This is a genomic window from Gardnerella sialicivorans subsp. sialicivorans (genome assembly GCF_056746795.1).
Window position 1 is genome coordinate 1 of the sequence record NZ_JBWPXA010000002.1, and the last position, 21,735, is coordinate 21,735.

Genomic DNA, 21,735 nt, shown 5'->3' on the forward strand with positions numbered 1-21,735 from the left:
AAATTTGCGAAGAGAACAAAACGGTTATGGTGCATAGAATACTTCATGCTAGACAAAACTGGGTTGACATATTGTAAGTTAAAGTTATTGGAAGTTAAACCCACTTAAAGTAACACCTCAAAATACTTGCGAACAACATTGTTTACTCTAAAAAGTTTCGCATATTCCATCAACAAATTAAGATCTTTGTCTGGTCTAGCAATATAAGATTTTAAGATTGTATTAAATTCCTGAATCTCAATTAAATTTCTGCTTCTAAACGCGTCACAGACAGTTCTTTCAAGATTATACATTGGTACTTTATTACCGAGATTATCCGTGACTAAAATCTTTCCAACTTCAAGCAATTCTTTTTTTACGCTATAAACTTTCACATTGCACGATGCTTTAAGCCTGTGAGCATTAAAACCACTATAAACAGTAATAGTGTGAGTAATTGGCTCCATATCAACCAATCCATGACAAAAGAAAGCTTCGTCGTGAGAGAAAACAGCGGATGGTGAACGCTTATGAATAAGAAGCAACTCATCTACCCACGAGTCTTTAGACGCGTATATTCCACCGCTTAACTGTTCTAGTTCATTATCTTTAACAAATTTATAAAACTTATATTTTGACAGTCCGCAAGATTTTGCTTCTTTCAAAGTAACCATATTGCTGCAATTAGCGTTTAATAATGTAGTGATAATAGTCACCGTCCTTTCGTGCATATATTGTAACTTATATTAGCACGATTGGATGAATTATATTAAATTTTACTATCAAGATTACTATCACGCTTTACGTTAATAAGATTCTGTGATTACCGCCCACCTACTTAATGACACGTTTACGCTGATTTCATATGTTATATCAGCATAAACTTATCAAATGCGTAAGCTAAGCCCAATCCAATCCAAACCAGCTCAACAGACTCACATAGACACAGTGTAAAGCGAGTAGAAGTAAGCCTTCTGATTCATAAGCTCCTCAAAGCTTCCGCACTCAATAAGCTCGCCGCTTTTCATCACAAGAATCTCATCATATTGCTTAAGAGAATTAGCATCTAAGCGGTGAGTTACCACGAGTCGAAGAATTCCTTGCAAATCCAAAATAGACTGCATTACGTTCGCGCTTGTCTCGTTATCCAATGCGCTAGTTGCCTCGTCAACCAGCAGAATCTCGGACTTTTTAAGCAAGCTTCGCGCAATAGCAATACGCTGCTTTTCGCCGCCAGAAAGATGACTACCGTTCTCGCCGCACTGATAGTCTTTGCCTTTAGCAGCAATCAAATCATCCAAGCCAGCCAGGTGAATCACGCGATCCACTTCCGCATCTGGGAACGGCTTAAAAAGCGTAATATTGTCTAAAATCGAAGCATCAAACATAAACACAGACTGCTGCATAAGAGTCGTCTTATCGTAAAGCGAACTCTTGCTCACATTGCTAAGTTCGTGATTATTCAGCTGCACGCTACCCTTATAATCCTTGTAGTAGCCCATAAGCAGATTAATCAAACTACTCTTACCAGCACCAGAAGGCCCTACTATTGCGTAAGATTTTCCAGCTTGCAAAGTTAGATTTACGTTTTTCAAGACTTTATGATCCGCGTCATAAGCGTACGAAACATCGCGCAAAACAACGCTTTTAATAGAATCGTCAATGATCTCGCCAGAATCTTCTTTAGCGTTACTCATATAATCAGCCATCTTACTAATAAGCTTCTTAGCACCCTTCATCTCGCCAAGCATTTGTGGAAGACTTGCAATAGGCTGAAGTACGCCATTCATCAAATTAGTGAAAGCTAAAACCATTCCAGCAGTAATAACACCAATATGAGCGTTAACCATCCAAGCGCCAACAAGCATTACGCCAAGCTGAGTCCCAAGACTTGAAATCGTGCCAAGAGCAGAAACAGTAGTCATCGTTTTTTCGCGAAGATTCTTTGTATGCTCAAGCTCCATCGACTGATTTTTGTAGCGATCAATAACCTCCTGCTCCGCCTTAAAACTCTTAATAACCGAAACGCCGTTCAAAACATCCTTCGTTAGGGCCGTATAAGACTCGTTCGACTTAGAAACCTGCTCCTCGCGAGTGGCAATTCCGTTAGCTGTAAGAATCGAGCACGCCATTGGAAGCACAGAAACAATAAGAGCAATAACAGTGAGCAGCGGACTGTAGTAAATCATAAGAGCTAGCGAGCTTACAAGCATAAGAACGTCTTGAACAAAGTCAAAAATCTTCTTCAAATACTTTTCTTGAATGCGCTCGCAATCATTAGTAAGAACAGAAAGATACGTGCCAGAATTTGCAAGCGAAAAATCACTATAACTCTTTTTCAAAAGCTTCTTGATAACAGACTCTTTATACTGATTCATTGCTTTTTCAAGAAAGCGAGGGTATGCGCTGCGCTTCAACGCAAAAATCAGGGAGATTGCCAGCATAAGGGAAACACAAAGCAGCAAAATAGTAGTTAAAGAGTGGGGTCCTTTACCTGCCATGTAGTCGAAAATAATTTGCAAAATCCAAGAAATAGCAGTGGAAATCACAGACAAGGCAATAAAAACTATCATCGAAAGAAAAGCTACAAGCTTGTTTTCTTTGAAAAATAGTTTTACGTAATTTTTTACGTCGGGATGTAGTTTGGATGATTGCTGATTTGCCGTATTGTCAGTTTTGCTCATTCTCGCTACCTCTCACTTCCTTTATATCTATTTTGATATTTTGATATTTCTGCTATTTTTCTCTAATGGTATTTTTGTAGCTAGCATTTTCGCTTCTGTTTTGCCGATTCGCTTACTACAAAACATTAAAAGCTACATTATCATACTTACCCTGATTGGTCACAATTATCTACTTGACAACACATGACAACACATATAAATACTTAAACACACTTATACGTAATGCTCGCCATAAATAATATCTAGAAATAATATTAGAAGTAACATGATTAAATCAAAAATGTGAGATTTTGTTATATATAGCGTGTTTTTATAGCTAAAATATAGACAAATGAACAAAATGTTCAAAAATAAGTTAGTATTTGTTCACCTTGAAGAGTACCATGAAGGTGTTCGCAAGGAATTAACAAAATAATTAGTTCTTTGTTTTACGCAATTTTGTTGCAATAATGCAATATAAGTGGCTGCAAAAATCGAATTTAAACAGCATCAAAGTGAAGATTGAGTCGAAAATCAACAATCAAAAATAAAAAATCAATAAAAATTAAAAATTGAAAATTGAAACAAAATTGAAACAAAATTGAAAATTGAAAATTGAAAAATATTAGTTAAACACAAAGGAGGAATGCACAGCAATTTCGATAGCAACATTAAAAATGTATACCATTTAGAAATGTATACCATCGGTATTTTGCAGCAAACAAATTATGCAAGAAGAACAAACGCTTATAGAAGCGAAAGAATTAGGATTAAAAAGATTTACAAGAACTCCATTTTGGGATGTGTCATTAAAAGTTGAGCCTCATCAAATTGTTGCAATATCGGGCGAACACGGCTCTGGAAAGTCTGCTCTACTACTAGCATTGTCGGGCTACATGAAGTTTACGAATGGAATGTTAAAAATCGCAAACTTGAATCTTCCAGCAGACACAAAAGAATCACGTCAATACGTTGGACTCGGATTATTTAGCGGAATCAACGAATTCTACAACACTCAAACAATAGAAGAAGCGCTTATGAGCGAGCTAAAACTCGCGAGCGCATCACCGCTTTTCCGTGAACAATACAAGAATAATGTTAAAAATCGCGAAGCACTGCATCAATACGCGTATAACCTATTAGCATATTGGAAAGTATTATCTCCTAGAGAAACTGCTATTGGTGATCTAACACCATGCGAGCGAATGAGATTGGGAATCGCACTTGCTTTGCTAAAAAAGCCGTGGATTCTTTTTGTAGACGATGTAGAAACTGAGCTTACAAGTGAGCAAAGTGAATGCTTGCTCGCAGATATTCGCGCATACGTTAGCAAACACTTTTGCTCGTGCTGCGTGGGAGTTTTGCAAAGCGAGTTAGAAAAGCAAGCGGATCAAGTTTTAAGGCTAAGTCGCGCAAGTTACAGCGAAGATTCTGAGCTTAATAAAAATGGAGATGGTAAGAATGCGCGTTAATACTATTGTTCTTGCGTTTCGTGAATTAAATAATGCTATAAAAGGTAAAGCTCGAAAGCTTGTTATTGGAACAGTAGCCTTAATCCCACTTTTATATGGGTCGCTGTATTTATGGGCGTTTACAAATCCTTATAAGACTTTGGATACTGTGCCTGTGGCTGTTGTTGTAGAAGATAACGGTGCGATGATAAACGGCAAAATGCGCAATATTGGCCATGAAATCAAGAATCGTTTAAAGAATCAAAAAGATGGAAGTGAAGGATTCCAGTGGAACTTTGTAGATAGTGCTAAAGCAAATAAAGGCCTTAAAAATGGCGATTATTTTATGGTAGCAACTATTCCATCGTCTTTTAGTAAGTGCATTACTTCCGCGCAATACGATACGCCAACTAAAGCAAAGCTTCACGTAAAGTATGATCAAGCAAGCAATATGCTGGCTTCACAAATCGGTAAAACTGCTTTCCGCACTATGCGAAGCGAAATTAGTGAGGCGATTGTTCAAGAATATTGGGAGCATATGTTTGAAAAAGTAAATTCTGCTTCTGATTCTCTTAATTCAGCAGTGAGTGGTTCTGGAGATTTAAGCGCTGGAATGCAATCGCTTAATGGCGGAGTAGATAAGCTTGCTGATGGATCGATCAAGCTTACTCAATCTTTGCAAAAACTACAAAACGGATTAAGTGAGCTTCAAAAAGGAGCGCAATCGCTTAAAAATGCAAATGCGCAAAGCAAAGATGGAGCGCAATTCTTAGCTCAAAAAACTAACGATTTGGCAAATGGTGCAAATCAGCTAAATAGTGGAGCGCAAACGTTATATAACGCTACAGACGAACTATATAATGGTGCGCAAAAGCTTTCGGATTCTAGTGCGCAGCTTGAACAGCATGTTAAGGCTGGAAACGAGGCTACAAAAAATCAGCTTGCTCAATTGCTTGTTGAAGCGCAAAATCCGCTTGTAACAAAAGAGCTTGTGTTAGAAAAATTGCAAGGTCTTGCAGGAGGATTAAGCGAAAATTCTAAGCTCTTAGAGACGAATCTTTCGGCATTGAGCCAAGGTGCTGGAGCACTTTCTTCTGGGAGCTTGAAGATAAAAGCTGGAGTTGACGCCGTTTCTAAAGGAATATCAAGCGTTCGAGGTGGCTCGTCGCAGCTTTCCGCTGGAGCAAATAAGCTGGCGGAAGGCCTTAGCGCTGTAAGCAACGGCAGTGAAAAGCTCAATAATGGTATTAATTCTGCTGCGCTTGGGTCTGCAAAAATAGTTGATGGATCAAGTCAATTGAATTCTGGAGTTCAAAAGCTTTCTGAAAATACTCCAAAGCTTGTTGATGGAGCTAAAAAGTTGCATGAAGGTCTTAAAAGCGCACAAAACTCTAGCAAAATCAACAATATTAAGCAAAAAAGCAAGATGATGAGTTCGCCAGTTGCGCTTAAAGAGCACGAGTATTCGCATGTTGAAAACTACGGAACTGGCTTTGCGCCTTACTTTATTTCTATAGGACTTTGGGTTGGCGCGCTTATGGCAACCTTTGTTTTAAGGGTTATGGATAGGCGAGCAATACTTAATGGCATGAATCCGCTTAAAAGCGCGCTTATTAGCTTGACTCCGTTTGTGATTATGGGCGTAGTGCAAGCGATTATTCTTATGGGCGTTGTTCAAGGAGCGTTGAAGTTGCAAATCGATAATGTTGGTGCATTCTACGCGCTGGGGATTATAGCATCAATAGTCTTTATGGCTATAATGCAAATGATTATGGCAGTGTTTAAGATTCCAGGAAGAATAGTTGCGATTGTTCTGCTTATGCTGCAAATCACTAGCTCTGCAGGAACTTTCCCAGTGCAAATGACGCCATCGTTCTTTAGAGCAGTTCATCCATATTTGCCTATGACGTACTCGATTCTTGGGCTTCGTCAAGCAATGGCTGGAAGGAACAGTGGCGCAATAACATCCAGCATTGGAATTCTTGTACTTTTCGGTGTGATTGCAATTGCAATAACAAGCATTGTTGCGCGTATGAAGCGTACTGTAACAATGTTTGATTTGCATCCAGTAATAACGCTTGAGCCGTGAGAATACGACAATGAGTAGGGAGTAATTACTGTGATTGCTGAAGTTACTGAAGTTGCCATAATATAAAAATTGCAACCGAGTGCTGCTCAAATTGTACCCAAGTTAAGTATGACTACTTATGATATTGTTCATACTAGCGTAGTTGTTCAGCTAGGTGTACGAGCAGTGCTCGGTTGTGCATAACTATACGACTATATGTGAACCGTATATGACGTAACTGGTATGGCTAACGCAACTATGCGCAATTATATTAAGCTACCTAAGTGCTTATATGAGTTACAGAGGGAAAGGACGTGTCAATGACTGCACGATTTACCGACGAATTAAAAAATGAGAATATCGAAACATGGGATGCTGCTATTCATCATCGTTTTGTTAACGAGTTAGTTGAGGGCACTATTCCTGATGCTGTATTAGCTGGATATTTAATTCAAGACTACCGATTTTTAGATAGTTTCTTGGCTTTGCTTGGTGCTGCAGTTACGACAGCAGACACACTTGATTCTCGTCTCGTGTTTTCGAAATATATTGGTGAGGTAGCGGGAGATGAGAATACGTATTTTGTGGATGCGTTTAACGAATTTAATACTCCTGAATCTTTCCGCAATAAAATTCCAGACACTGAAGCAACTCGCGAATTTAAAAAGATGTTTTTAGACGCGGCTCACAGTGGACATTATGCTGCCGTGCTAGCCGTGTTAAACGTTACGGAATGGATATATCTTACGTGGGCATCAAACGCTGAAGGTAAGCGTCCTGAACGCAAGGTTCATTACCAGTGGATCGACCTGCATGATTATGAAGGATTCCACAAGTTTGTAGGGTTCTTGCGTGATGAGTTGGATCGTATTGGTCCTAAGGATGCTGATATTGCTCGAGAATATTTTGCGCGTTCAGTAAAGCTGGAGCGCATGTTCTTCGATAATTCGTATGAGACTCCTGCGGCAATCTAACGAACAGCATTCTAACGAATGGACGGAAATCTAACGGATGGAAATCTAACGAAGTAAGCAAGCTGTGAGAATAAAAATAGACCCTACAAGATTTGTAGGGTCTACCTTTGAGAAGATGAGAAATTTTCGTTAATAATTGAAAATCTCACTGTTAACTATATTTTAGAAAGTAGATGCGTAAACTTCGGCAATAGCATCTTCGCTCATATGCATGTACGAATTCTTCAAAAGTCGTTGCTGCTCTTTAACAACGCTTGCAGCCCAGCTTTGAATCATATCTTCGCTCATGCCATACTCGTGAAGCTTGTGCTTAGTCAAAATTGTGTTAAGAACTTCGTCAAGCTTATCTAATACATCTGCCTTTTGGCATTCAAGAATATTTGCCATAAAGTCAAAAAGCTTAGAAAGCTCAGTGTTTTCGGCGCTAGTACTGTTTTCTGCATCATGCTTAGCATAGTAGCGCAAAACGCTTGTAAGAAGAGCAGCATTTGTTTCGCCATGAGCAACGTGGAAAGTGCCGCCAAGCGGATAAGCCATAGCGTGCACGCAACCGCATCCAGCGTTACCAAAAGCAATGCCAGCGTAAAGGCTTGCAGAAACCAAGTCGCTTACAACTTGGCTTTTTGCGCTGCTGCCTTCTTTAACAACTCGCATATAGCTTTGCAAAATAAGCCCGCAAGCCTTGTAACTAAACATTTTTGTAAGCTCGGTTGCAATAGGGGAGAGCGCAGACTCAATCGAATGAGTAAGAGCGTCAATAGAGCTGGTTGCGAAAACGTAATCTGGAAGGCTCTTTAATAATTCTGGAATAAGAACTGCGTCTGTAGCGTAGCAAGCATCGTTTGCTAAGCCCTTTTTAGTGTTGCGCTTTGTAAGAGAGAACACGGCAACGTTGGTAACTTCGGAGCCAGTTCCGCAAGTAGTTGGAACAAGAATAAGATCCGCGCCTTTTTGCGCAGGAATCTTGCCATCAATCAAGTCTTCGAGTGGGCTTGTTTGCTTCAAAGCGCAAACCTTGGAAATGTCCAAAACGGTTCCGCCGCCAATGCCAATCACGCGCTTTGGGGTAGTGTGAATATCGCGAACAATCGCATCAACCATTTCGTCGCTTGGCTCGCCCTTGCCGTAGTTTTCCTGGAAAATCACATTGCAATCAAGGTTCAAGCTGCCAAAATAAGGCTCCCAAATGTACTTGTTTGTAATAACCAAATCGTCTTCGCCAAGCTTAAATTCTTGCGCAAAATCGCTCGTATTTTCAAATTTATGAATAGTTGGCTTAATAGAGAGCTGTTTCATCCTAGACTCCTTTGTTTTAATTTGTACGTCTTACGCTAATATGCGCGTTTTGGTTCGCGATTTGTGCGCGGATGATTAAAAAACCAAGCAACTGCTCCATTATAGAACAAATTGCTTGGTTTAATAAACGCGATTTAAGCTAATCATAAGCTAATCATAAGCTAATCAGCAAAAAGTGATTCAGCCTAAGCTAATCAATAAAAAGCGATTCAGCCTAAACCAATCAGAAACTAATCAGCCCTTCAACAAAGCCGTGTAAGCTGCCATCGTAATGTAGTTGTATGGCTGGTTGAAGTGAGGCATAAAGAAGATATCGCACAAAGCAAGCTCCTTAATCGTGACCTTCTTTTGAATAGCAAGTGAGAACAGGTGGATTGCTGCAGACATATCGTAGTTAGAAGCCAGCTGGCAGCCAACAATCACCTTAGTGTCTTTCTTGTAAACAATGCGAATCTTCACCTTTGGATTCTCAACTTCCATGAATGCAGGCTTTTGAGTATCCTCAAAATCAACGTAATCAACATCCATGCCCTCTTTTTGAGCGGCGGTCAAGCTCAAACCAGTGCAAACAAGCTTGTAATCGTAAATCATCATTGCGCTAGAACCTTGCACGCCCTCAGTTTCTACAGGAGTGCCACAAACGTTGTGGCCTGCAATCAAGCCGCTGCGAACGGCATTAGTGGCGAGCGCAATGTAGTTTACGCGGTCTCGAGCGTTGTCATAGATTGTAGCGCAGTCGCCGATAGCGTACACATCTGGGTCGGAAGTCTGCTGCTTCTTGTCAACTAGGAAAGCTCCATTTTCATATTGCTTCAAATGATCTTTTCCAAGAGCAACATTCGGGTGGAATCCAATAGCGCAAATCACCATGTCGGCTTCGTAAGTGCCCTTGCTTGTTTTAACAGCCTTGACTTCAGTATCTCCAACAATCTCTTCAACAGTTTGACCAAGCTCAAACTTAATGCCTTTATCTTCCATAATTTTCTTCAAATTATCGGAAAACTCTGGGTCAAAGTAGCCGTTAAGAATATGGTCTTCCATATCAATAAGAGTCACGTTTTTGTTCAAACGCTTAAAAGCTTCCGCAAGTTCAACGCCAATGTAGCCGCCGCCAAGAACCACAACATTATGGAAATCGCGCTCTTGAAGCTTTGCAATAACAGTTTGCGCATTCTGGAAAAGCTTTACCATTTGCACGTTTTCCAAGTCAATGCCCTTAATGCGCGGCTTGTTTGGAAGGCTGCCAGTAGCTAGAACGAGTTTATCGTAAGAATCGTGAATAACAGTGCCGTCTTTAAGCTCTACAGTAACTTCTTTCTTTGCATAATCAATGTCTAGAACTTTGCTTTCCAGATTTACTTTTGCGCCTTTTTTAACGAAATCTTCTGGCTTCTGGTAGAACAGGCCATCGCTGCTTTGAATCTGCTTGCCAATCCACAAAGCCATACCGCAGCCAAGGAAGGAAATGTTGCTATTTTGATCGTAGATTGTAAGATCGTTTCCTGGGTAGCTCAAAATGGTGTTAGCGCAGGCAGTGCCAGCATGATTTGCGCCAATTTGAATAATCTTGGTCATCGGTAATCTCTTTTCGTCATTGATTTTTGATTTATCTGTATTTATATGGTTTATTTATATTGTTTTATATGCGCGCTGTTAACAACATTGTTCGTTAAGCACGCGCCAGTAGACAATCATATTACACTAAGACGAGTCTTGCTAATCGTGAGTCTAGGTGTGTTGTTTTTGATTATTGTATAAGTTGTAATTACCATTTAAACTTTGCTATGAACATGAAGTAAGTAATAGAATCATGAATGTTCTATACAAGTGCATTAGTGTATATACGTATATACAGTTTTTGCAATGCATTTTGATAAAGTTTGATAAAGTTTGATAAAGTTTGATAAAGCTTGATAAGTAAGAGTTGTATGAGGGGGTATTTTAATGCGTATTTTGATTACTGGTTTTACGCCGTTTGATAATGAGTCTATAAATCCTTCGTGGGAGATTGCACAATCAGTGCATGCGCCTGAGGGTGTGGAACTTATTCGTTTGCAGATTCCTACGGAATTTAGCAAGGGCGCGCAAAAAGTTATTGAGAAAATAGAGGAAGTCCGCCCTAATGCTGTGCTTTCGTTAGGGCAATTTGGCGGTTCTGCTTGTTTTAACGTTGAGTATGTTGGCATTAACTGTAGAGCTGCGCGCATACCAGATAATAGTGGATATAAGCCTTGGTATGAGCCTGTTGTGCAGGATGGTGATGTGGCTTATAAAGCGACTTTGCCAGTTGTGAACATAGTTGATGCTTTAAATAAAGCAAAATTGCCTGCGGCTGTGTCTTTTTCTGCTGGCGCGTACGTGTGTAATGACGTGCTTTACAGTGTTTGTAATTATTGCCAGACTAAAAAATTGCCAATTAAGAGCGGTTTTATTCACGTTCCGTATTTGCCTGAGCAGATTCTCAATAAGCCTAGTACGAGTTCTATGAGTTTAGCTGATATGCTTCGAGGTATTGAAGTTGCGTTGCGAGTGATTGCAGATAAATCGCCAGCAAATCTTTAATTCGTAACTAATTGCTAATAATCGTAAGTAATTGCTAATAAATAGTATGAAGTATTTATTATCTACGCATTCTCAAGCGTGCGCCTACTTTCCAGGATCTTGCTGGCCCTCGTTAGACCTGCTTGGATCTGGCTGAGAAACAGTCGGCTTCTCGGTAATAGGCTTCTTTTGATCAGCTTCTTGCTTTGCTAAATCTTTGCGCATATCGGTCGTAGTTTTGCTTGCGTTATCAATGTCTTCGCAAATCTTCATAACCCATTTTCTTAAATCTGTTGCATACGTTGGCATAAGCTCATTAACCCACATTACAGATGTGTAGCTTCTGCCAGCAGTCCCAGTCAAAATGCTAATATCGTCGCCTTTACGCTGACTATTGCTTATAAGTACGTCGAATTTTCGCTCTTCAATAAGCTTTTGGAATTCATCTATATTAGCTTTGTCTACTTCTTCGCCTTGCGCTACTTGCTGAGCGTATGCCTTAGGCGCAGAATCGCTAATGCCCATATCAGACATAAGCCAGAAAAGAACAGGATTTATTGAAGCGTACTTAAACTTTTTGTGACTTTTAGCAAAGTTTGCAAGATATTCATCAAGCTTATTTTCTTGCGATTTAACTGCGTCAAGTCTTTTAGCAAAAACCTTCTTTTTTGAAGGAAGGACTTTAGAAAAAGCGTTGCAAATGCTAGAAGCCATCTCGTTTCTAGCATCTTTTGAGAACCAAAGATAAGGGTTATCGCCATTTAGTGCGCCGACTGTGGAGGCTGCGTTTACAATCTCGCTGCTTTTAGACGTATGCTTTGCAACCCAACTATCGTAGCCAGCGCCATTTGACACAACGACTTGCGCAGAATACAGCTTTTGCAAATCTTTGCTAGATGGCTTAAATGCAGAGATGTCGGTATCTGGATTGCTGATTATAGATTGCACTTCAACATCGTTTCCGCCGATTTCTCTAGCCAAACTTGCCCAAGATTCAAGAGTGGAAACAACCTTAATTTGCTTAACTTCTTTTTTGGGTTGTGTTGGAGTTTTGGAAGATTGCGAGCTTGCGCCACACCCAGCTATACCAATCAACATTGATGGAACAATTATGCACGCTAAAACAGCTTTGCATATTTTCTTTGCGCGAGTTAAATGAAAAATATTTTCGCACATCTTTGCGCCCCTTCCATAAGTTGTTATTAGCATTAGCACTCGTTAAAACTTGTTGTAGCTTGCTTATGCAATATAAATACCATTCTATTATAATATTCATTTATTAACAGTTGTGTCGCGCACTTCGATACCTCACGATAGCCTATCCATGAATTATATGTGCGATTTGTTAGATAAGTTAAAATTGCTATGTGTTAAATTGTGATGATAGTTGGGAGTGAATCATGGTTGTTGTGTTAGATGGAAAAGCGCTAGCTGCAAGTATTAAAAGCGACTTAAAAAATAGAGTAGAAAAGCTTAAAGAAAAAGGCATTAGTCCAGGGCTTGGAACGCTTTTAGTTGGAAGTGATCCTGGCTCGCTGAAGTATGTTGCTGGAAAACACAAGGATTGCGAAGAAGTAGGTATTCGCTCAATCCGCTGCGATTTGCCAGAAGACGCTAGCGAAGACGAAATTCTTAAAGCCGTAAATCAGCTTAATAATGACCCTTCTTGCACGGGATTTATTGTGCAATTGCCTTTGCCAAAGGGAGTTGATTCCCAAAAGATTATTGAGGCAGTAGACCCTGCAAAAGATTGCGATGGAATGCATCCATACAATTTGGGCGAGCTGGTTATGCATATTTCGGGAGATATTGTTACGCCTTTGCCATGCACTCCGCGAGGAATTTTGGCGCTTTTAGACGCTTATAACATTGATCTTGAAGGCAAAAATGTGTGCGTGCTTGGACGAGGAATCACGGTTGGTCGAACAATCGGGCTGCTTCTTACGCGCAGGGGAGTAGACGCAACTGTAACATTGTGCCACACTCGCACTCGCGATTTGCATGATATTATGATGCGATCCGACGTTATTATTGCGGCAATGGGCAGCGCTGGATTTGTAAAGCCTTGCGATGTTAAGCCTGGATGTGTGTTGGTTGATGTTGGTGTATCTCGCGTTTTTGATGAAGAAGTGGGAAGGTATCGCGTAAAAGGCGATGTTGATGTTGCTTGTAGAGAAGTCGCGGGAGCGTATTCGCCAAATCCTGGTGGAGTGGGACCAATGACTCGCGCAATGCTATTGGCTAATGTTGTTGATATGGCTGAGCGAGCAGCGAGTGGCAAGTAAGTGGCAAGTAGTAAATATCAAATACTGCGACACGCCCGAAGTAAAACGGCGATTTTGGCTATGCCTATATATAACATTGACAGAGTGCGTGCATGTGCGCGTGCATAAATCATAATTTAATATCGAGTAATATCCACCCCAAGAAGAAACCACTAATAAGTAATGGCAGAGAATAATAACGAAGTCGCCAAGGTTGCGATTAATGATATTGGCACCGAAGAAGACTTCATCAAGGCAGTCGATTCAACCATCAAGAATTTTGACGATGGTGATTTAGTTGAAGGTACAGTCGTAAAGATTGATCACGACGAAGTATTGTTGGACATCGGCTACAAAACTGAAGGTGTAATCCCTTCCCGTGAACTTTCCATCAAGAAAGACGTTGATCCAGATGATGTTGTTGAAGTTGGCGACACCATCGAAGCCCTTGTTGTAACTAAGGAAGACAAGGAAGGACGTCTTATTCTCTCCAAGAAGCGTGCACAGTATGAGCGCGCTTGGGGTGACATTGAGAAGATCAAGGATGCAGACGGCATTGTTGAAGGTACCGTTATTGAGGCTGTTAAGGGCGGCTTGATTGTAGACATCGGTTTGCGCGGCTTCTTGCCAGCTTCCCTCGTTGAAATGCGTCGCGTTCGCGATCTTTCCCCATACATTGGCCAGAAGATTAAGGCTAAGATTCTTGAGCTCGATAAGAACCGCAACAATGTTGTGCTTTCTCGTCGTCAGTTCCTCGAGGAAACCCAGTCCGAAGTTCGCGAGACCTTCCTCTCGCAGCTTAAGAAGGGTCAGATTCGCGAAGGCGTTGTGTCTTCTATCGTAAACTTCGGCGCGTTTGTTGACCTCGGCGGTGTTGACGGTCTCATTCACGTTTCCGAGCTTTCTTGGAAGCATATCGATCACCCATCCGAGGTTGTTAAGGTTGGTGATAAGGTTACCGTTGAGGTTCTCGACGTTGATCTCGATCGCGAACGCATCTCCCTCTCCCTTAAGGCAACTCAGGAAGATCCATGGCAGCGCTTCGCTCGCACCCATGTTCCTGGACAGGTTGTTAAGGGCAAGGTCACTAAGATTGTTCAGTTTGGTGTGTTCATCTCCGTTGAAGACGGCATCGAAGGCTTGGTTCACATTTCCGAGCTTGCTAACCGTCATGTAGAGAACCCAGAAACTGTTGTTAAGGGTGGCGAAGAAGTATTCGTTAAGGTTATTGACGTAGATCTCGATCGTCGTCGTATCTCGCTCTCCTTGAAGCAGGCTAACGAGGCTGTTGATCCAAATTCTGAAGATTTCGATCCAGCTCTCTACGGCATGCCAGCTGAGTATGACGAAGAAGGAAACTACAAGTACCCAGAAGGCTTCGATCCAAACACTAACGAGTGGATTGCTGGTTACGAGCAGCAGCGCGAAGAGTGGGAAGCACAGTATGCAGCAGCTCACGAATTGTGGGAGCAGCACAAGGTGTTCGCCGCTAAGGAACTCGCAGCTGCAGCAGAATCCGCAGCCGCTGATGGTCAGAGTGAAGAAGCTGAAGAAAAGAAGCCAGCTAAGGAAGAGAAGAAGGAAGAAGTTGCTTCCAACTATTCTTCTGAGGCAGCTAACGAAGGTGCTTTAGCTGATTCCGATCAGCTCGCAGCTTTGCGCGAACAGCTTTTGAGCGAAAAGAAGTAGTTTCTACTTTCTACTAGAAGCTTGTAAATAAAAACTAAGATGCCCTCGGTGAGTAATCATCGGGGGCATCTTGCGTATTGTTGTTCATAATGTTTTACGAGTATCTTGAGTATATTTGACGTCTATTTTGAGTATGCTTAACGTCTATTTTGAGTACATTTGACAAGTATTTTATAACTCAAGTTTTGTAATTAAATATAGGTACAATCAATTTTCTTTTAAGAATCGTGATTATATGATGTAAAACGTCAATCATATTTACTAATCGTATTTACTAAAAGGATGGTTAAAATATGAGCACGTTTGATAACAATCAGCAAAATGCTCAGTTCCCTTCGTATGATGGGAATAGTGAGGAGAACGCTAAAGCGACTTTAGAAAGCTCGCGCAATAAAATTGTTGCAGGTTTGCTAGCGATTTTCTTAGGCACATTAGGTATTCACAATTTTTACCTTGGTTTTAAAGGAAAGGCGATTGCACAGCTGCTTATTTCTGTTCTTTCTTTTGGTTTCCTGTTGATTATTACGGGAATATGGGCATTGGTTGAGGGTATTTTGATTCTTTGCTCAAAGCCTGGAACTAAGTGGCATCAAGATGCTGATGGTGCTGAGTTAAAAGACTAAAAATAAATATTTAGTATTAAGATTTATAAGTAATTTTACAAATAAAAGATGCGTTTTAGAATTCAATTTCCAAAACGCATCTTTTAAAAAATAATAAATTATAGTGATTGAGTAAATATAAGCGGAAGTATTTAGAAGAATAATTTTATGAAGAACATTGAAATTAAAAAATTAGATTATTTAGAAGCCAAAAACAATATGAATATAATTTTAGATTTATATCTAAAAGCATTCCCTAAAGAACTAGATCGTATAGATAATGTTCGTGAACGCATATTAGATAGTTTGAAATATAACAATAGTGCGCTTTTACTTGTTGCTATGATGAATAATCGTATTATCGGTGTTTTATATGGCATAGAATTATTGAAAGATAATTGGTATGCGAATCAAATTAAGCCATTTTTATCCGAAAATTATGATTGGTTCAATCAAAGCTTAGAGTTAAATGAGTTGTTTGTAGATCCTGAGTTTCAGCATATAGGCGTTGGCAGTGCGCTTATGAAGAAAGTCGAAAATCTTAAATTGTATAAAACAATAATTTTATCTACAGAAAAAGATAACAATGCTGTTGCTTTAGATTTTTATAATAAGCTTGGATACAGTTTATTAACCGATAATTGGAAATCTTATTACGGGTCTATTTACTGCGTGCTATATAAGAAGTTTTAGTTGGGTCAATTAAAACTTACGCTATTGTGAGAAATGTATCGTTTATAATCAAAATATGACAATGATGCGGATTGCTGTAACGGGCGGAATCGCGGCTGGAAAATCTACAGTAGTAAATCATTTGCGTTCGCTTGGCGCGTTTGTTATAGATTACGACGTTTTAGCGCGTAAAGTGGTGGAGCCAGGAAGCGTAGTCTTGCGGAAAATCGTGAGCATTTTTGGGGAAGATGCTGTTAAGAATGATGGGTCTTTAAATCGCGAGTTTATTGCAAAGCATGTTTTTGGTAACTCCGACGAGAGTTGTGAAAATCGTAAGAAGCTTGAATCTATTATTCATCCTGCTATTTATGATTGCGCAAAGACTTTAGAAAGCGAATATAGAAACGAATATAGAAACGAATATGTTAATAAAATTTCTAAAGAGAATTGCAGTGCATTAGGCGCTTTGAGCTCTATTATTGTGCACGATATTCCGCTGCTTGCGCAAGTAATTGACAGCATTCCATTTAGTTTTGACTATATTATTACAGTTGAAGCACCTAAGGATGTTCGCATTGAGCGAATGATAAGTGAGCGCAAAATGAGTCAGAATCAGGCTGAACAGCGCATAAATAATCAAGTTGAAGAGAATGCGCGCAAGAAAATCGCGGATTTTGTAGTTGATTCTACAAAGCCTATGGAAGTTATGCTTAAAAGCGTTGATTCAAAAATTAAAACGTGGATTAGTAAGGATTAGTAAGGAGCATTAGAGACCCAAGGAAAAGTCGCAAGCAACCGCGCGATTGTTGGGTTTTAGTAAAATAAATAAAATGCTCTTGGAGAAAAATAATGTCGAATAAAATTCAGCGTACAAACAAGCCTTTTGTAGTAAAAGCGCCATACAAGCCTTCTGGCGACCAGCCGCAAGCAATAGACGAGCTGGCAAATCGCATTGAAAACGGTGAAAACGACGTTGTTTTAATGGGTGCTACGGGAACTGGCAAAACCGCTACAACCGCTTGGCTTATTGAGCGTTTGCAACGACCGACTCTTATTATTGAGCCGAATAAAACTTTGGCGGCTCAGCTTTGCGCGGAATTTCGCGAGCTTATGCCAGATAATGCTGTGAGCTATTTTGTGTCTTACTACGATTACTATCAGCCGGAAGCGTATATTCCGCAAACAGACACGTATATTGAAAAAGACTCGAATATTAACGATGATGTTGAGCGTCTTCGTCACGCGGCTACAGCGAATTTGCTTACGCGTAGGGATTGCGTTGTTGTAGCTACTGTTTCGTGCATTTATGGACTCGGTACTCCAGAGGAGTATGCCGAGCGAATGCTTATGTTAAGCGTTGGCCAGCAACTTGAGCGAGACACGCTTCTTCGCCAATTTGTGAGCATGCAATACAAGCGTAACGACATTGCGTTTACGCGCGGAACTTTTAGGGTGCGAGGCGACACGGTTGAGATTATTCCTGTGTACGAGGAATTGGCTGTGCGAATTGAGTTTTTTGGCGACGAAATCGACAGAATTACAATGTTGCATCCGCTTACGGGGGAAATGATTCGCCAGGAGAGTAGCGTTCATATTTTCCCAGCGTCTCACTATATTGCAGGACCTGAGCGCATGGAGCGCGCGTTAGAGGCGATTGAGTCGGAGCTTAGTGAGAGAGTAGCGCAGCTTAAAAAGCAAAATAAATTGCTGGAAGCTCAGCGTTTGGAAATGAGGACTACGTACGATTTGGAGATGCTTCGCCAAGTGGGTGTGTGCCCAGGAGTGGAGAATTATTCGAGGCATTTTGACGGCCGCGCGGCTGGCACGCCTCCGCATACGCTTCTTGACTTTTTCCCAGATGACTTTTTGCTTGTTTTAGACGAATCGCATGTAACAGTGCCGCAAATCGGAGCTATGTACGAGGGAGATGCTTCGCGCAAAAGAACGCTTGTAGAGCATGGCTTTAGGCTGCCATCCGCAATGGATAATCGCCCGTTAAAGTGGAACGAATTTTTGGAGCATGTTGGTCAAACTGTGTATCTTTCTGCAACCCCTGGAGACTATGAGCTTGGGCTTTCGGATGGCGTAGTTGAGCAGATTATTAGGCCTACAGGTTTGCTGGACCCTAAGATTGAGGTTAGGCCCGTGGAAGGGCAGGTTGACGATTTGCTTGCGGAAATCAAGGCGCGTGTGGCAAAAGATGAGCGCGTGCTTGTTACTACGCTTACAAAGAAAATGGCGGAAGACTTAACTGATTACTTTTTGGAGCTTGGTATTAAAGTTGAGTACTTGCATTCGGATGTTGATACTTTGCGCAGAGTGGAGCTTTTGCGCGAGCTTCGCGAAGGCAAAATTGATGTGATTGTTGGAATTAATTTGCTTCGTGAGGGTTTGGATTTGCCAGAAGTTTCGCTTGTTGCGATTTTGGATGCAGATAAGGAAGGCTTCTTAAGATCTTACCGTTCGCTTATTCAGACGATTGGCCGCGCTGCTCGTAATGTTTCGGGAACTGTGCTTATGTATGCGGATAGCGTTACGGATGCTATGAGCAAGGCGATTAGTGAGACGGAGAGACGTCGCGAAAAGCAAATCGCGTATAACAAGGCGCATGGAATTGACCCTAAGCCTTTGCGAAAGAAGATTAGCGATGTGAACGACATGCTCGCTAAGGAGGATGTTGATACTCAAACTTTGCTAGCAGGCGGTTACAGGAATGCTAATAAGGCTGGAAACTCGCATTATGGAGTGCCAAAAGAGCCAAATCTTGGGCAGCAAAGCAAAGAAAAGCGCATGGCGAATATTTCGGCCTTGCCACAAAGCGATATTATGTCTTTGATTAAGAATTTGAGCGAGCAAATGCATGTTGCTGCAGAACAGTTGCAATTCGAGCTTGCAGCGCGTTTGCGCGACGAGATACGCGATCTAAAGAAAGAGTTGCGTCAAATGGATGCGGCTAATAAGTAAGCTATTAAGTGAGCGTGATTAATGGTGATTAATCACGCGTTAATTGCAGCACATAAATCCCATAAATTAAGGCGGGCATTTTGCAGAAATTAACGTGCTCGCCCTAATTTCTACTTTTTACAAGTTTCTTTAAAAACTGTTATTTTTTGTGGGCTTATATCACCTGTATGCGTGTGCGAGTGGTCTTCTTGTTTTGTAATTGTTTCTAACATGGTGTGGCGTATCGATAGGTTTTTTAGAGTTCGAGTACATTGTTAAATATATGCTGAAAAGCGTTGGTACTACTAGCGTTGGTACTACTAGCGTTGGTACTACTATGAGAATGACTGGTAGTATTCCGCCTTTGAATGCGCATGAGAGAGTGATAAGAACTATTGAGAATATTATTTCTTGAATGTTCATTCGTAATGATTCAACTAACGTAATATGTTGCGTTGTTTTTGGTGTTACAACAAATACGGCTTTTCTTCCTGTAAGTGCTAGGAATGATGATTTCATTGACACGTAAAGCATTGAACCGTACAAGCAGAAAGTAAAAAGCATGTAGAGTAGTAAATGTTTGATAGATACTTTACCAAGCCAGAAGAATACGTCGTTTAGCATAGGTGCCATGAAGAATATTAAGGTTGGTAAAAGTAGCCATGCTGGATAGTGTAAATCGTAGTGTAGCGCTGGGAAGAATATGATATTCATCGCTACATAGCATGTGAAAAGTGATGTTAATGGTAGGTTGTAGGTGAATAAGAAAATATCTAGTTTTTCAAACCATCGCATTTTAGATGTGAAAATGCGTTTAGTGTAGCATTTCATGAACTTGAAATTACCTTGAGCCCATTTACTATGTCGTTTCTTAAAAGCTAGATAGTCAATCGGATATTGTTCCTCGCATGTTATGTTTGGTGCGAAAGTAACATAGTATCCTTTACTGCGTGCTTCGATTGATAAGCATAAGTCTTCAGCAACAACTTTTGGTAATCCATCTACTGCTTCGTAGCATTCTCTGTTTACCATTGCACCGTGTCCTAGTAGAGACATGAAACCATAGTGATGTTTCATTGTTTGGTACACAGGCCAGTGGCTGTTCACTCCAATGTGTAGTAAGTGCATAAAGCGGTTAATGTTACGTGTTGCTACATGATTGCATTGCACGATTCCAGCGTTTTTAAAGTATTGGAAGTATTGTAAGCATCGAATAATAAAATCTGAAGGGATGATTTCATCACTGTCGAGAATAACAAAGTAATTGTAGTCAGTTCGTCCGTGTAAATAGTTGTTGAGATTTCCCGCTTTGAATCCTTTTCTATTTTCGCGGCGTACTACTTCTACATTATGTTCTTTAGAATATTCGTCTACCTTATTTTTGTAATTAGGGTCACTAGAATCATCGAGGATTACTGTTTTGACTGATTCGGCGTACTTTTGTTTTAAGCATTGCGTGAGTGAGTCGTCTTCAAAATCGTTGCAAGTACAGTAGAGCATTACTATACGCTTGTTTGCTGGTATTGGCATGCGAGAGACTTTTTGAACGTATTGTGTAATGGATTTCTTATGCAGGTAGAACCATAGTACATAGATTATATCTTTTGTACCGTTTAGCCAAAAGTAGATTATGAAGATTGCGTTTAATGCTATGAGAATATCTAGCGTAGTATTTCTTGTTCCAGAAAAAACGTATTCTCTAATAGCGAATGGTGTAAAGATTAAGAATAGTAGTAGCCATGTTATGAGAATAGTTACGTATGATGATGCTCTCTTTAACATGGGAAAAAGTCTATGGGTGGGGGGCGTTTTTTGGACGTTTTATGCGTGTGCCAAAAATATGTTTGGCATAAATACTGGTAGATAATAAATACAGGTAGAGTGGCTAATAATAAAACTTGATATTATCTAGTGTTAGAGCGTATATAGATATACCAAAATGAAGGAGGACTATATATGCTTTACTGCTTTACGTAAAATTTGATAATTTTGAATATGTTAGTGTCGTAGGTGATGCGAAAAATCACTGTAAGCTGGGGTCTCGCGGTTTTTGAGCGTGATTTGGCTGTTTGAGGAAACATGTCGACGCTCTGGGGTCGAGGGCACAGGATGTTAACGTACTTCGCTTGTGTTGAAAGCACACTGTGCTTTCAACTTTGAGCAAGCTTAGCGAATCGATCCGACTAGCGTATATACATTGCCTAGAGATAAAACCCGCAAAATATTAGGTACAGGCAATCTATTTATTGTTTCATATCCTGCATCAGTTCTTATATGTGTAACTCTTCTCCTTAAAAACCACCTAAAAATTTGACCACTAAGTTCTTTAAATAACACAGACAGTTCAAATTTCAGTCCGTTATCGTGTAACATAACTACAGTTTCAGAAGAATCATTATTCTCTGTCTTCAAAAAACCAAGAATGGGTTTAGTTAAATCAAGACTTTTATCTTCCATAATCTCTTAATCTCTTAATCTCCAACTAACTTGTTGCTTTTAATGAGAATATTTTAGTACACAAATATAAATAGTCGCAATTTATTGTTTGTGCTTTAGTAAATACCAATGCAACAATAAATAATTTATTTTGAAA

The 21,735-nt window shown here is 40.3% G+C and carries 18 protein-coding genes; 11 read left to right on the top strand and 7 right to left on the bottom strand.

Annotated features, from left to right (window positions below; all coding sequences use genetic code 11):
• Nucleotides 1-104 precede the first annotated feature (104 nt).
• Nucleotides 105-653 carry a type IV toxin-antitoxin system AbiEi family antitoxin domain-containing protein gene (locus AC1EKB_RS01180; RefSeq protein WP_481248615.1) on the bottom strand — a complete coding sequence of 183 codons (549 nt, stop codon included), beginning with the start codon at nt 651-653 and terminating at the stop codon, nt 105-107.
• A 261-nt stretch (nt 654-914) separates the two neighbouring features.
• Nucleotides 915-2,663: an ABC transporter ATP-binding protein gene (locus AC1EKB_RS01185; protein ID WP_481248616.1), complete on the bottom strand. Its 1,749-nt coding sequence runs from the start codon at nt 2,661-2,663 to the stop codon at nt 915-917.
• A gap of 707 nt (nt 2,664-3,370) precedes the next feature.
• Between AC1EKB_RS01185 and AC1EKB_RS01190 the strand changes: the two genes are divergently transcribed.
• The 3 genes from AC1EKB_RS01190 to AC1EKB_RS01200 all read left to right on the top strand — a co-directional run bounded on the left by AC1EKB_RS01190 (nt 3,371) and on the right by AC1EKB_RS01200 (nt 7,135).
• Complete coding sequence (locus AC1EKB_RS01190; RefSeq protein ID WP_415694269.1) at nt 3,371-4,114, top strand: ATP-binding cassette domain-containing protein; 744 nt, start codon at nt 3,371-3,373, stop codon at nt 4,112-4,114.
• The gene (locus tag AC1EKB_RS01195) at nt 4,104-6,182 is read left to right on the top strand and encodes a YhgE/Pip domain-containing protein (protein ID WP_481248617.1); all 2,079 of its coding nucleotides are present in this window, start codon (nt 4,104-4,106) and stop codon (nt 6,180-6,182) included. Before AC1EKB_RS01190 ends, AC1EKB_RS01195 begins: the two co-directional genes overlap by 11 nt.
• Nucleotides 6,183-6,481: 299 nt before the next feature.
• Nucleotides 6,482-7,135: a TenA family protein gene (locus tag AC1EKB_RS01200; RefSeq protein WP_481248618.1), complete on the top strand. Its 654-nt coding sequence runs from the start codon at nt 6,482-6,484 to the stop codon at nt 7,133-7,135.
• 162 nt (nt 7,136-7,297) lie between these two features.
• Here AC1EKB_RS01200 and AC1EKB_RS01205 read toward each other — a convergent pair whose 3' ends face one another.
• Together AC1EKB_RS01205 and nox are read right to left on the bottom strand one after the other, a co-directional pair.
• Nucleotides 7,298-8,431, bottom strand: a complete 1,134-nt coding sequence (locus AC1EKB_RS01205) for a 4-hydroxybutyrate dehydrogenase (RefSeq protein ID WP_481248619.1) — start codon at nt 8,429-8,431, stop codon at nt 7,298-7,300.
• A gap of 234 nt (nt 8,432-8,665) precedes the next feature.
• Nucleotides 8,666-10,006, bottom strand: a complete 1,341-nt coding sequence (nox, locus tag AC1EKB_RS01210; protein WP_481248620.1) for a H2O-forming NADH oxidase — start codon at nt 10,004-10,006, stop codon at nt 8,666-8,668.
• 369 nt (nt 10,007-10,375) lie between these two features.
• Between nox and AC1EKB_RS01215 the strand changes: the two genes are divergently transcribed.
• Nucleotides 10,376-10,993 (top strand): pyroglutamyl-peptidase I, encoded by a 618-nt coding sequence (locus AC1EKB_RS01215; protein ID WP_481248621.1) that lies wholly within the window; start codon nt 10,376-10,378, stop codon nt 10,991-10,993.
• Between the two features lie 84 nt (nt 10,994-11,077).
• Here the strand turns inward: AC1EKB_RS01215 and AC1EKB_RS01220 are convergent, their stop codons facing one another.
• On the bottom strand, nt 11,078-12,148 hold the full coding sequence (locus AC1EKB_RS01220) for a metal ABC transporter solute-binding protein, Zn/Mn family (protein ID WP_481248622.1): 1,071 nt from the start codon (nt 12,146-12,148) through the stop codon (nt 11,078-11,080).
• Between the two features lie 224 nt (nt 12,149-12,372).
• On the opposite strand from AC1EKB_RS01220, the gene AC1EKB_RS01225 reads away from it, so the two are divergent.
• From AC1EKB_RS01225 to uvrB, 6 genes are all read left to right on the top strand, one after another.
• Complete coding sequence (locus tag AC1EKB_RS01225; protein WP_481248623.1) at nt 12,373-13,257, top strand: bifunctional methylenetetrahydrofolate dehydrogenase/methenyltetrahydrofolate cyclohydrolase; 885 nt, start codon at nt 12,373-12,375, stop codon at nt 13,255-13,257.
• A 162-nt stretch (nt 13,258-13,419) separates the two neighbouring features.
• The gene (gene rpsA, locus AC1EKB_RS01230) at nt 13,420-14,925 is read left to right on the top strand and encodes a 30S ribosomal protein S1 (protein WP_004130522.1); all 1,506 of its coding nucleotides are present in this window, start codon (nt 13,420-13,422) and stop codon (nt 14,923-14,925) included.
• 293 nt (nt 14,926-15,218) lie between these two features.
• A complete protein-coding gene (locus AC1EKB_RS01235; RefSeq protein WP_481248624.1) occupies nt 15,219-15,548 on the top strand; it encodes a TM2 domain-containing protein in 330 nt (109 codons plus the stop codon).
• A 147-nt stretch (nt 15,549-15,695) separates the two neighbouring features.
• Complete coding sequence (locus AC1EKB_RS01240) at nt 15,696-16,220, top strand: GNAT family N-acetyltransferase (RefSeq protein ID WP_481248625.1); 525 nt, start codon at nt 15,696-15,698, stop codon at nt 16,218-16,220.
• A gap of 55 nt (nt 16,221-16,275) precedes the next feature.
• A complete protein-coding gene (coaE, locus tag AC1EKB_RS01245; RefSeq protein ID WP_481248626.1) occupies nt 16,276-16,956 on the top strand; it encodes a dephospho-CoA kinase in 681 nt (226 codons plus the stop codon).
• 92 nt (nt 16,957-17,048) lie between these two features.
• Nucleotides 17,049-19,163 (top strand): excinuclease ABC subunit UvrB, encoded by a 2,115-nt coding sequence (gene uvrB, locus AC1EKB_RS01250; RefSeq protein ID WP_481248627.1) that lies wholly within the window; start codon nt 17,049-17,051, stop codon nt 19,161-19,163.
• Between the two features lie 159 nt (nt 19,164-19,322).
• Here uvrB and AC1EKB_RS01255 read toward each other — a convergent pair whose 3' ends face one another.
• Nucleotides 19,323-20,672, bottom strand: a complete 1,350-nt coding sequence (locus tag AC1EKB_RS01255; RefSeq protein ID WP_481248628.1) for a glycosyltransferase family 2 protein — start codon at nt 20,670-20,672, stop codon at nt 19,323-19,325.
• Between the two features lie 100 nt (nt 20,673-20,772).
• Here AC1EKB_RS01255 and AC1EKB_RS01260 point away from each other — a divergent pair, with 100 nt between their 5' ends.
• Nucleotides 20,773-21,009 carry a hypothetical protein gene (locus AC1EKB_RS01260; RefSeq protein ID WP_481248629.1) on the top strand — a complete coding sequence of 79 codons (237 nt, stop codon included), beginning with the start codon at nt 20,773-20,775 and terminating at the stop codon, nt 21,007-21,009.
• A gap of 299 nt (nt 21,010-21,308) precedes the next feature.
• Here the strand turns inward: AC1EKB_RS01260 and AC1EKB_RS01265 are convergent, their stop codons facing one another.
• Nucleotides 21,309-21,599, bottom strand: a complete 291-nt coding sequence (locus tag AC1EKB_RS01265; protein ID WP_415694279.1) for a hypothetical protein — start codon at nt 21,597-21,599, stop codon at nt 21,309-21,311.
• Nucleotides 21,600-21,735 lie beyond the last annotated feature (136 nt).

Bases quoted from the DNA above. Each gene is read 5' to 3' on its own strand.
- AC1EKB_RS01185 (WP_481248616.1), bottom strand. From the start codon at position 2,663: ATGAGCAAAACTGACAATACGGCAAATCAGCAATCATCCAAACTACAT.
- AC1EKB_RS01240 (WP_481248625.1), top strand. From the start codon at position 15,696: ATGAAGAACATTGAAATTAAAAAATTAGATTATTTAGAAGCCAAAAAC.
- AC1EKB_RS01225 (WP_481248623.1), top strand. From the start codon at position 12,373: ATGGTTGTTGTGTTAGATGGAAAAGCGCTAGCTGCAAGTATTAAAAGC.
- AC1EKB_RS01200 (WP_481248618.1), top strand. From the start codon at position 6,482: ATGACTGCACGATTTACCGACGAATTAAAAAATGAGAATATCGAAACA.
- AC1EKB_RS01255 (WP_481248628.1), bottom strand. From the start codon at position 20,672: ATGCCAATACCAGCAAACAAGCGTATAGTAATGCTCTACTGTACTTGC.
- AC1EKB_RS01265 (WP_415694279.1), bottom strand. From the start codon at position 21,599: ATGGAAGATAAAAGTCTTGATTTAACTAAACCCATTCTTGGTTTTTTG.
- nox (WP_481248620.1), bottom strand. From the start codon at position 10,006: ATGACCAAGATTATTCAAATTGGCGCAAATCATGCTGGCACTGCCTGC.
- AC1EKB_RS01215 (WP_481248621.1), top strand. From the start codon at position 10,376: ATGCGTATTTTGATTACTGGTTTTACGCCGTTTGATAATGAGTCTATA.
- uvrB (WP_481248627.1), top strand. From the start codon at position 17,049: ATGTCGAATAAAATTCAGCGTACAAACAAGCCTTTTGTAGTAAAAGCG.
- AC1EKB_RS01260 (WP_481248629.1), top strand. From the start codon at position 20,773: ATGAAGATTGCGTTTAATGCTATGAGAATATCTAGCGTAGTATTTCTT.
- AC1EKB_RS01180 (WP_481248615.1), bottom strand. From the start codon at position 653: ATGGTTACTTTGAAAGAAGCAAAATCTTGCGGACTGTCAAAATATAAG.
- AC1EKB_RS01205 (WP_481248619.1), bottom strand. From the start codon at position 8,431: ATGAAACAGCTCTCTATTAAGCCAACTATTCATAAATTTGAAAATACG.
- AC1EKB_RS01220 (WP_481248622.1), bottom strand. From the start codon at position 12,148: ATGTGCGAAAATATTTTTCATTTAACTCGCGCAAAGAAAATATGCAAA.
- AC1EKB_RS01235 (WP_481248624.1), top strand. From the start codon at position 15,219: ATGAGCACGTTTGATAACAATCAGCAAAATGCTCAGTTCCCTTCGTAT.
- AC1EKB_RS01195 (WP_481248617.1), top strand. From the start codon at position 4,104: ATGCGCGTTAATACTATTGTTCTTGCGTTTCGTGAATTAAATAATGCT.
- AC1EKB_RS01190 (WP_415694269.1), top strand. From the start codon at position 3,371: ATGCAAGAAGAACAAACGCTTATAGAAGCGAAAGAATTAGGATTAAAA.
- coaE (WP_481248626.1), top strand. From the start codon at position 16,276: ATGACAATGATGCGGATTGCTGTAACGGGCGGAATCGCGGCTGGAAAA.
- rpsA (WP_004130522.1), top strand. From the start codon at position 13,420: ATGGCAGAGAATAATAACGAAGTCGCCAAGGTTGCGATTAATGATATT.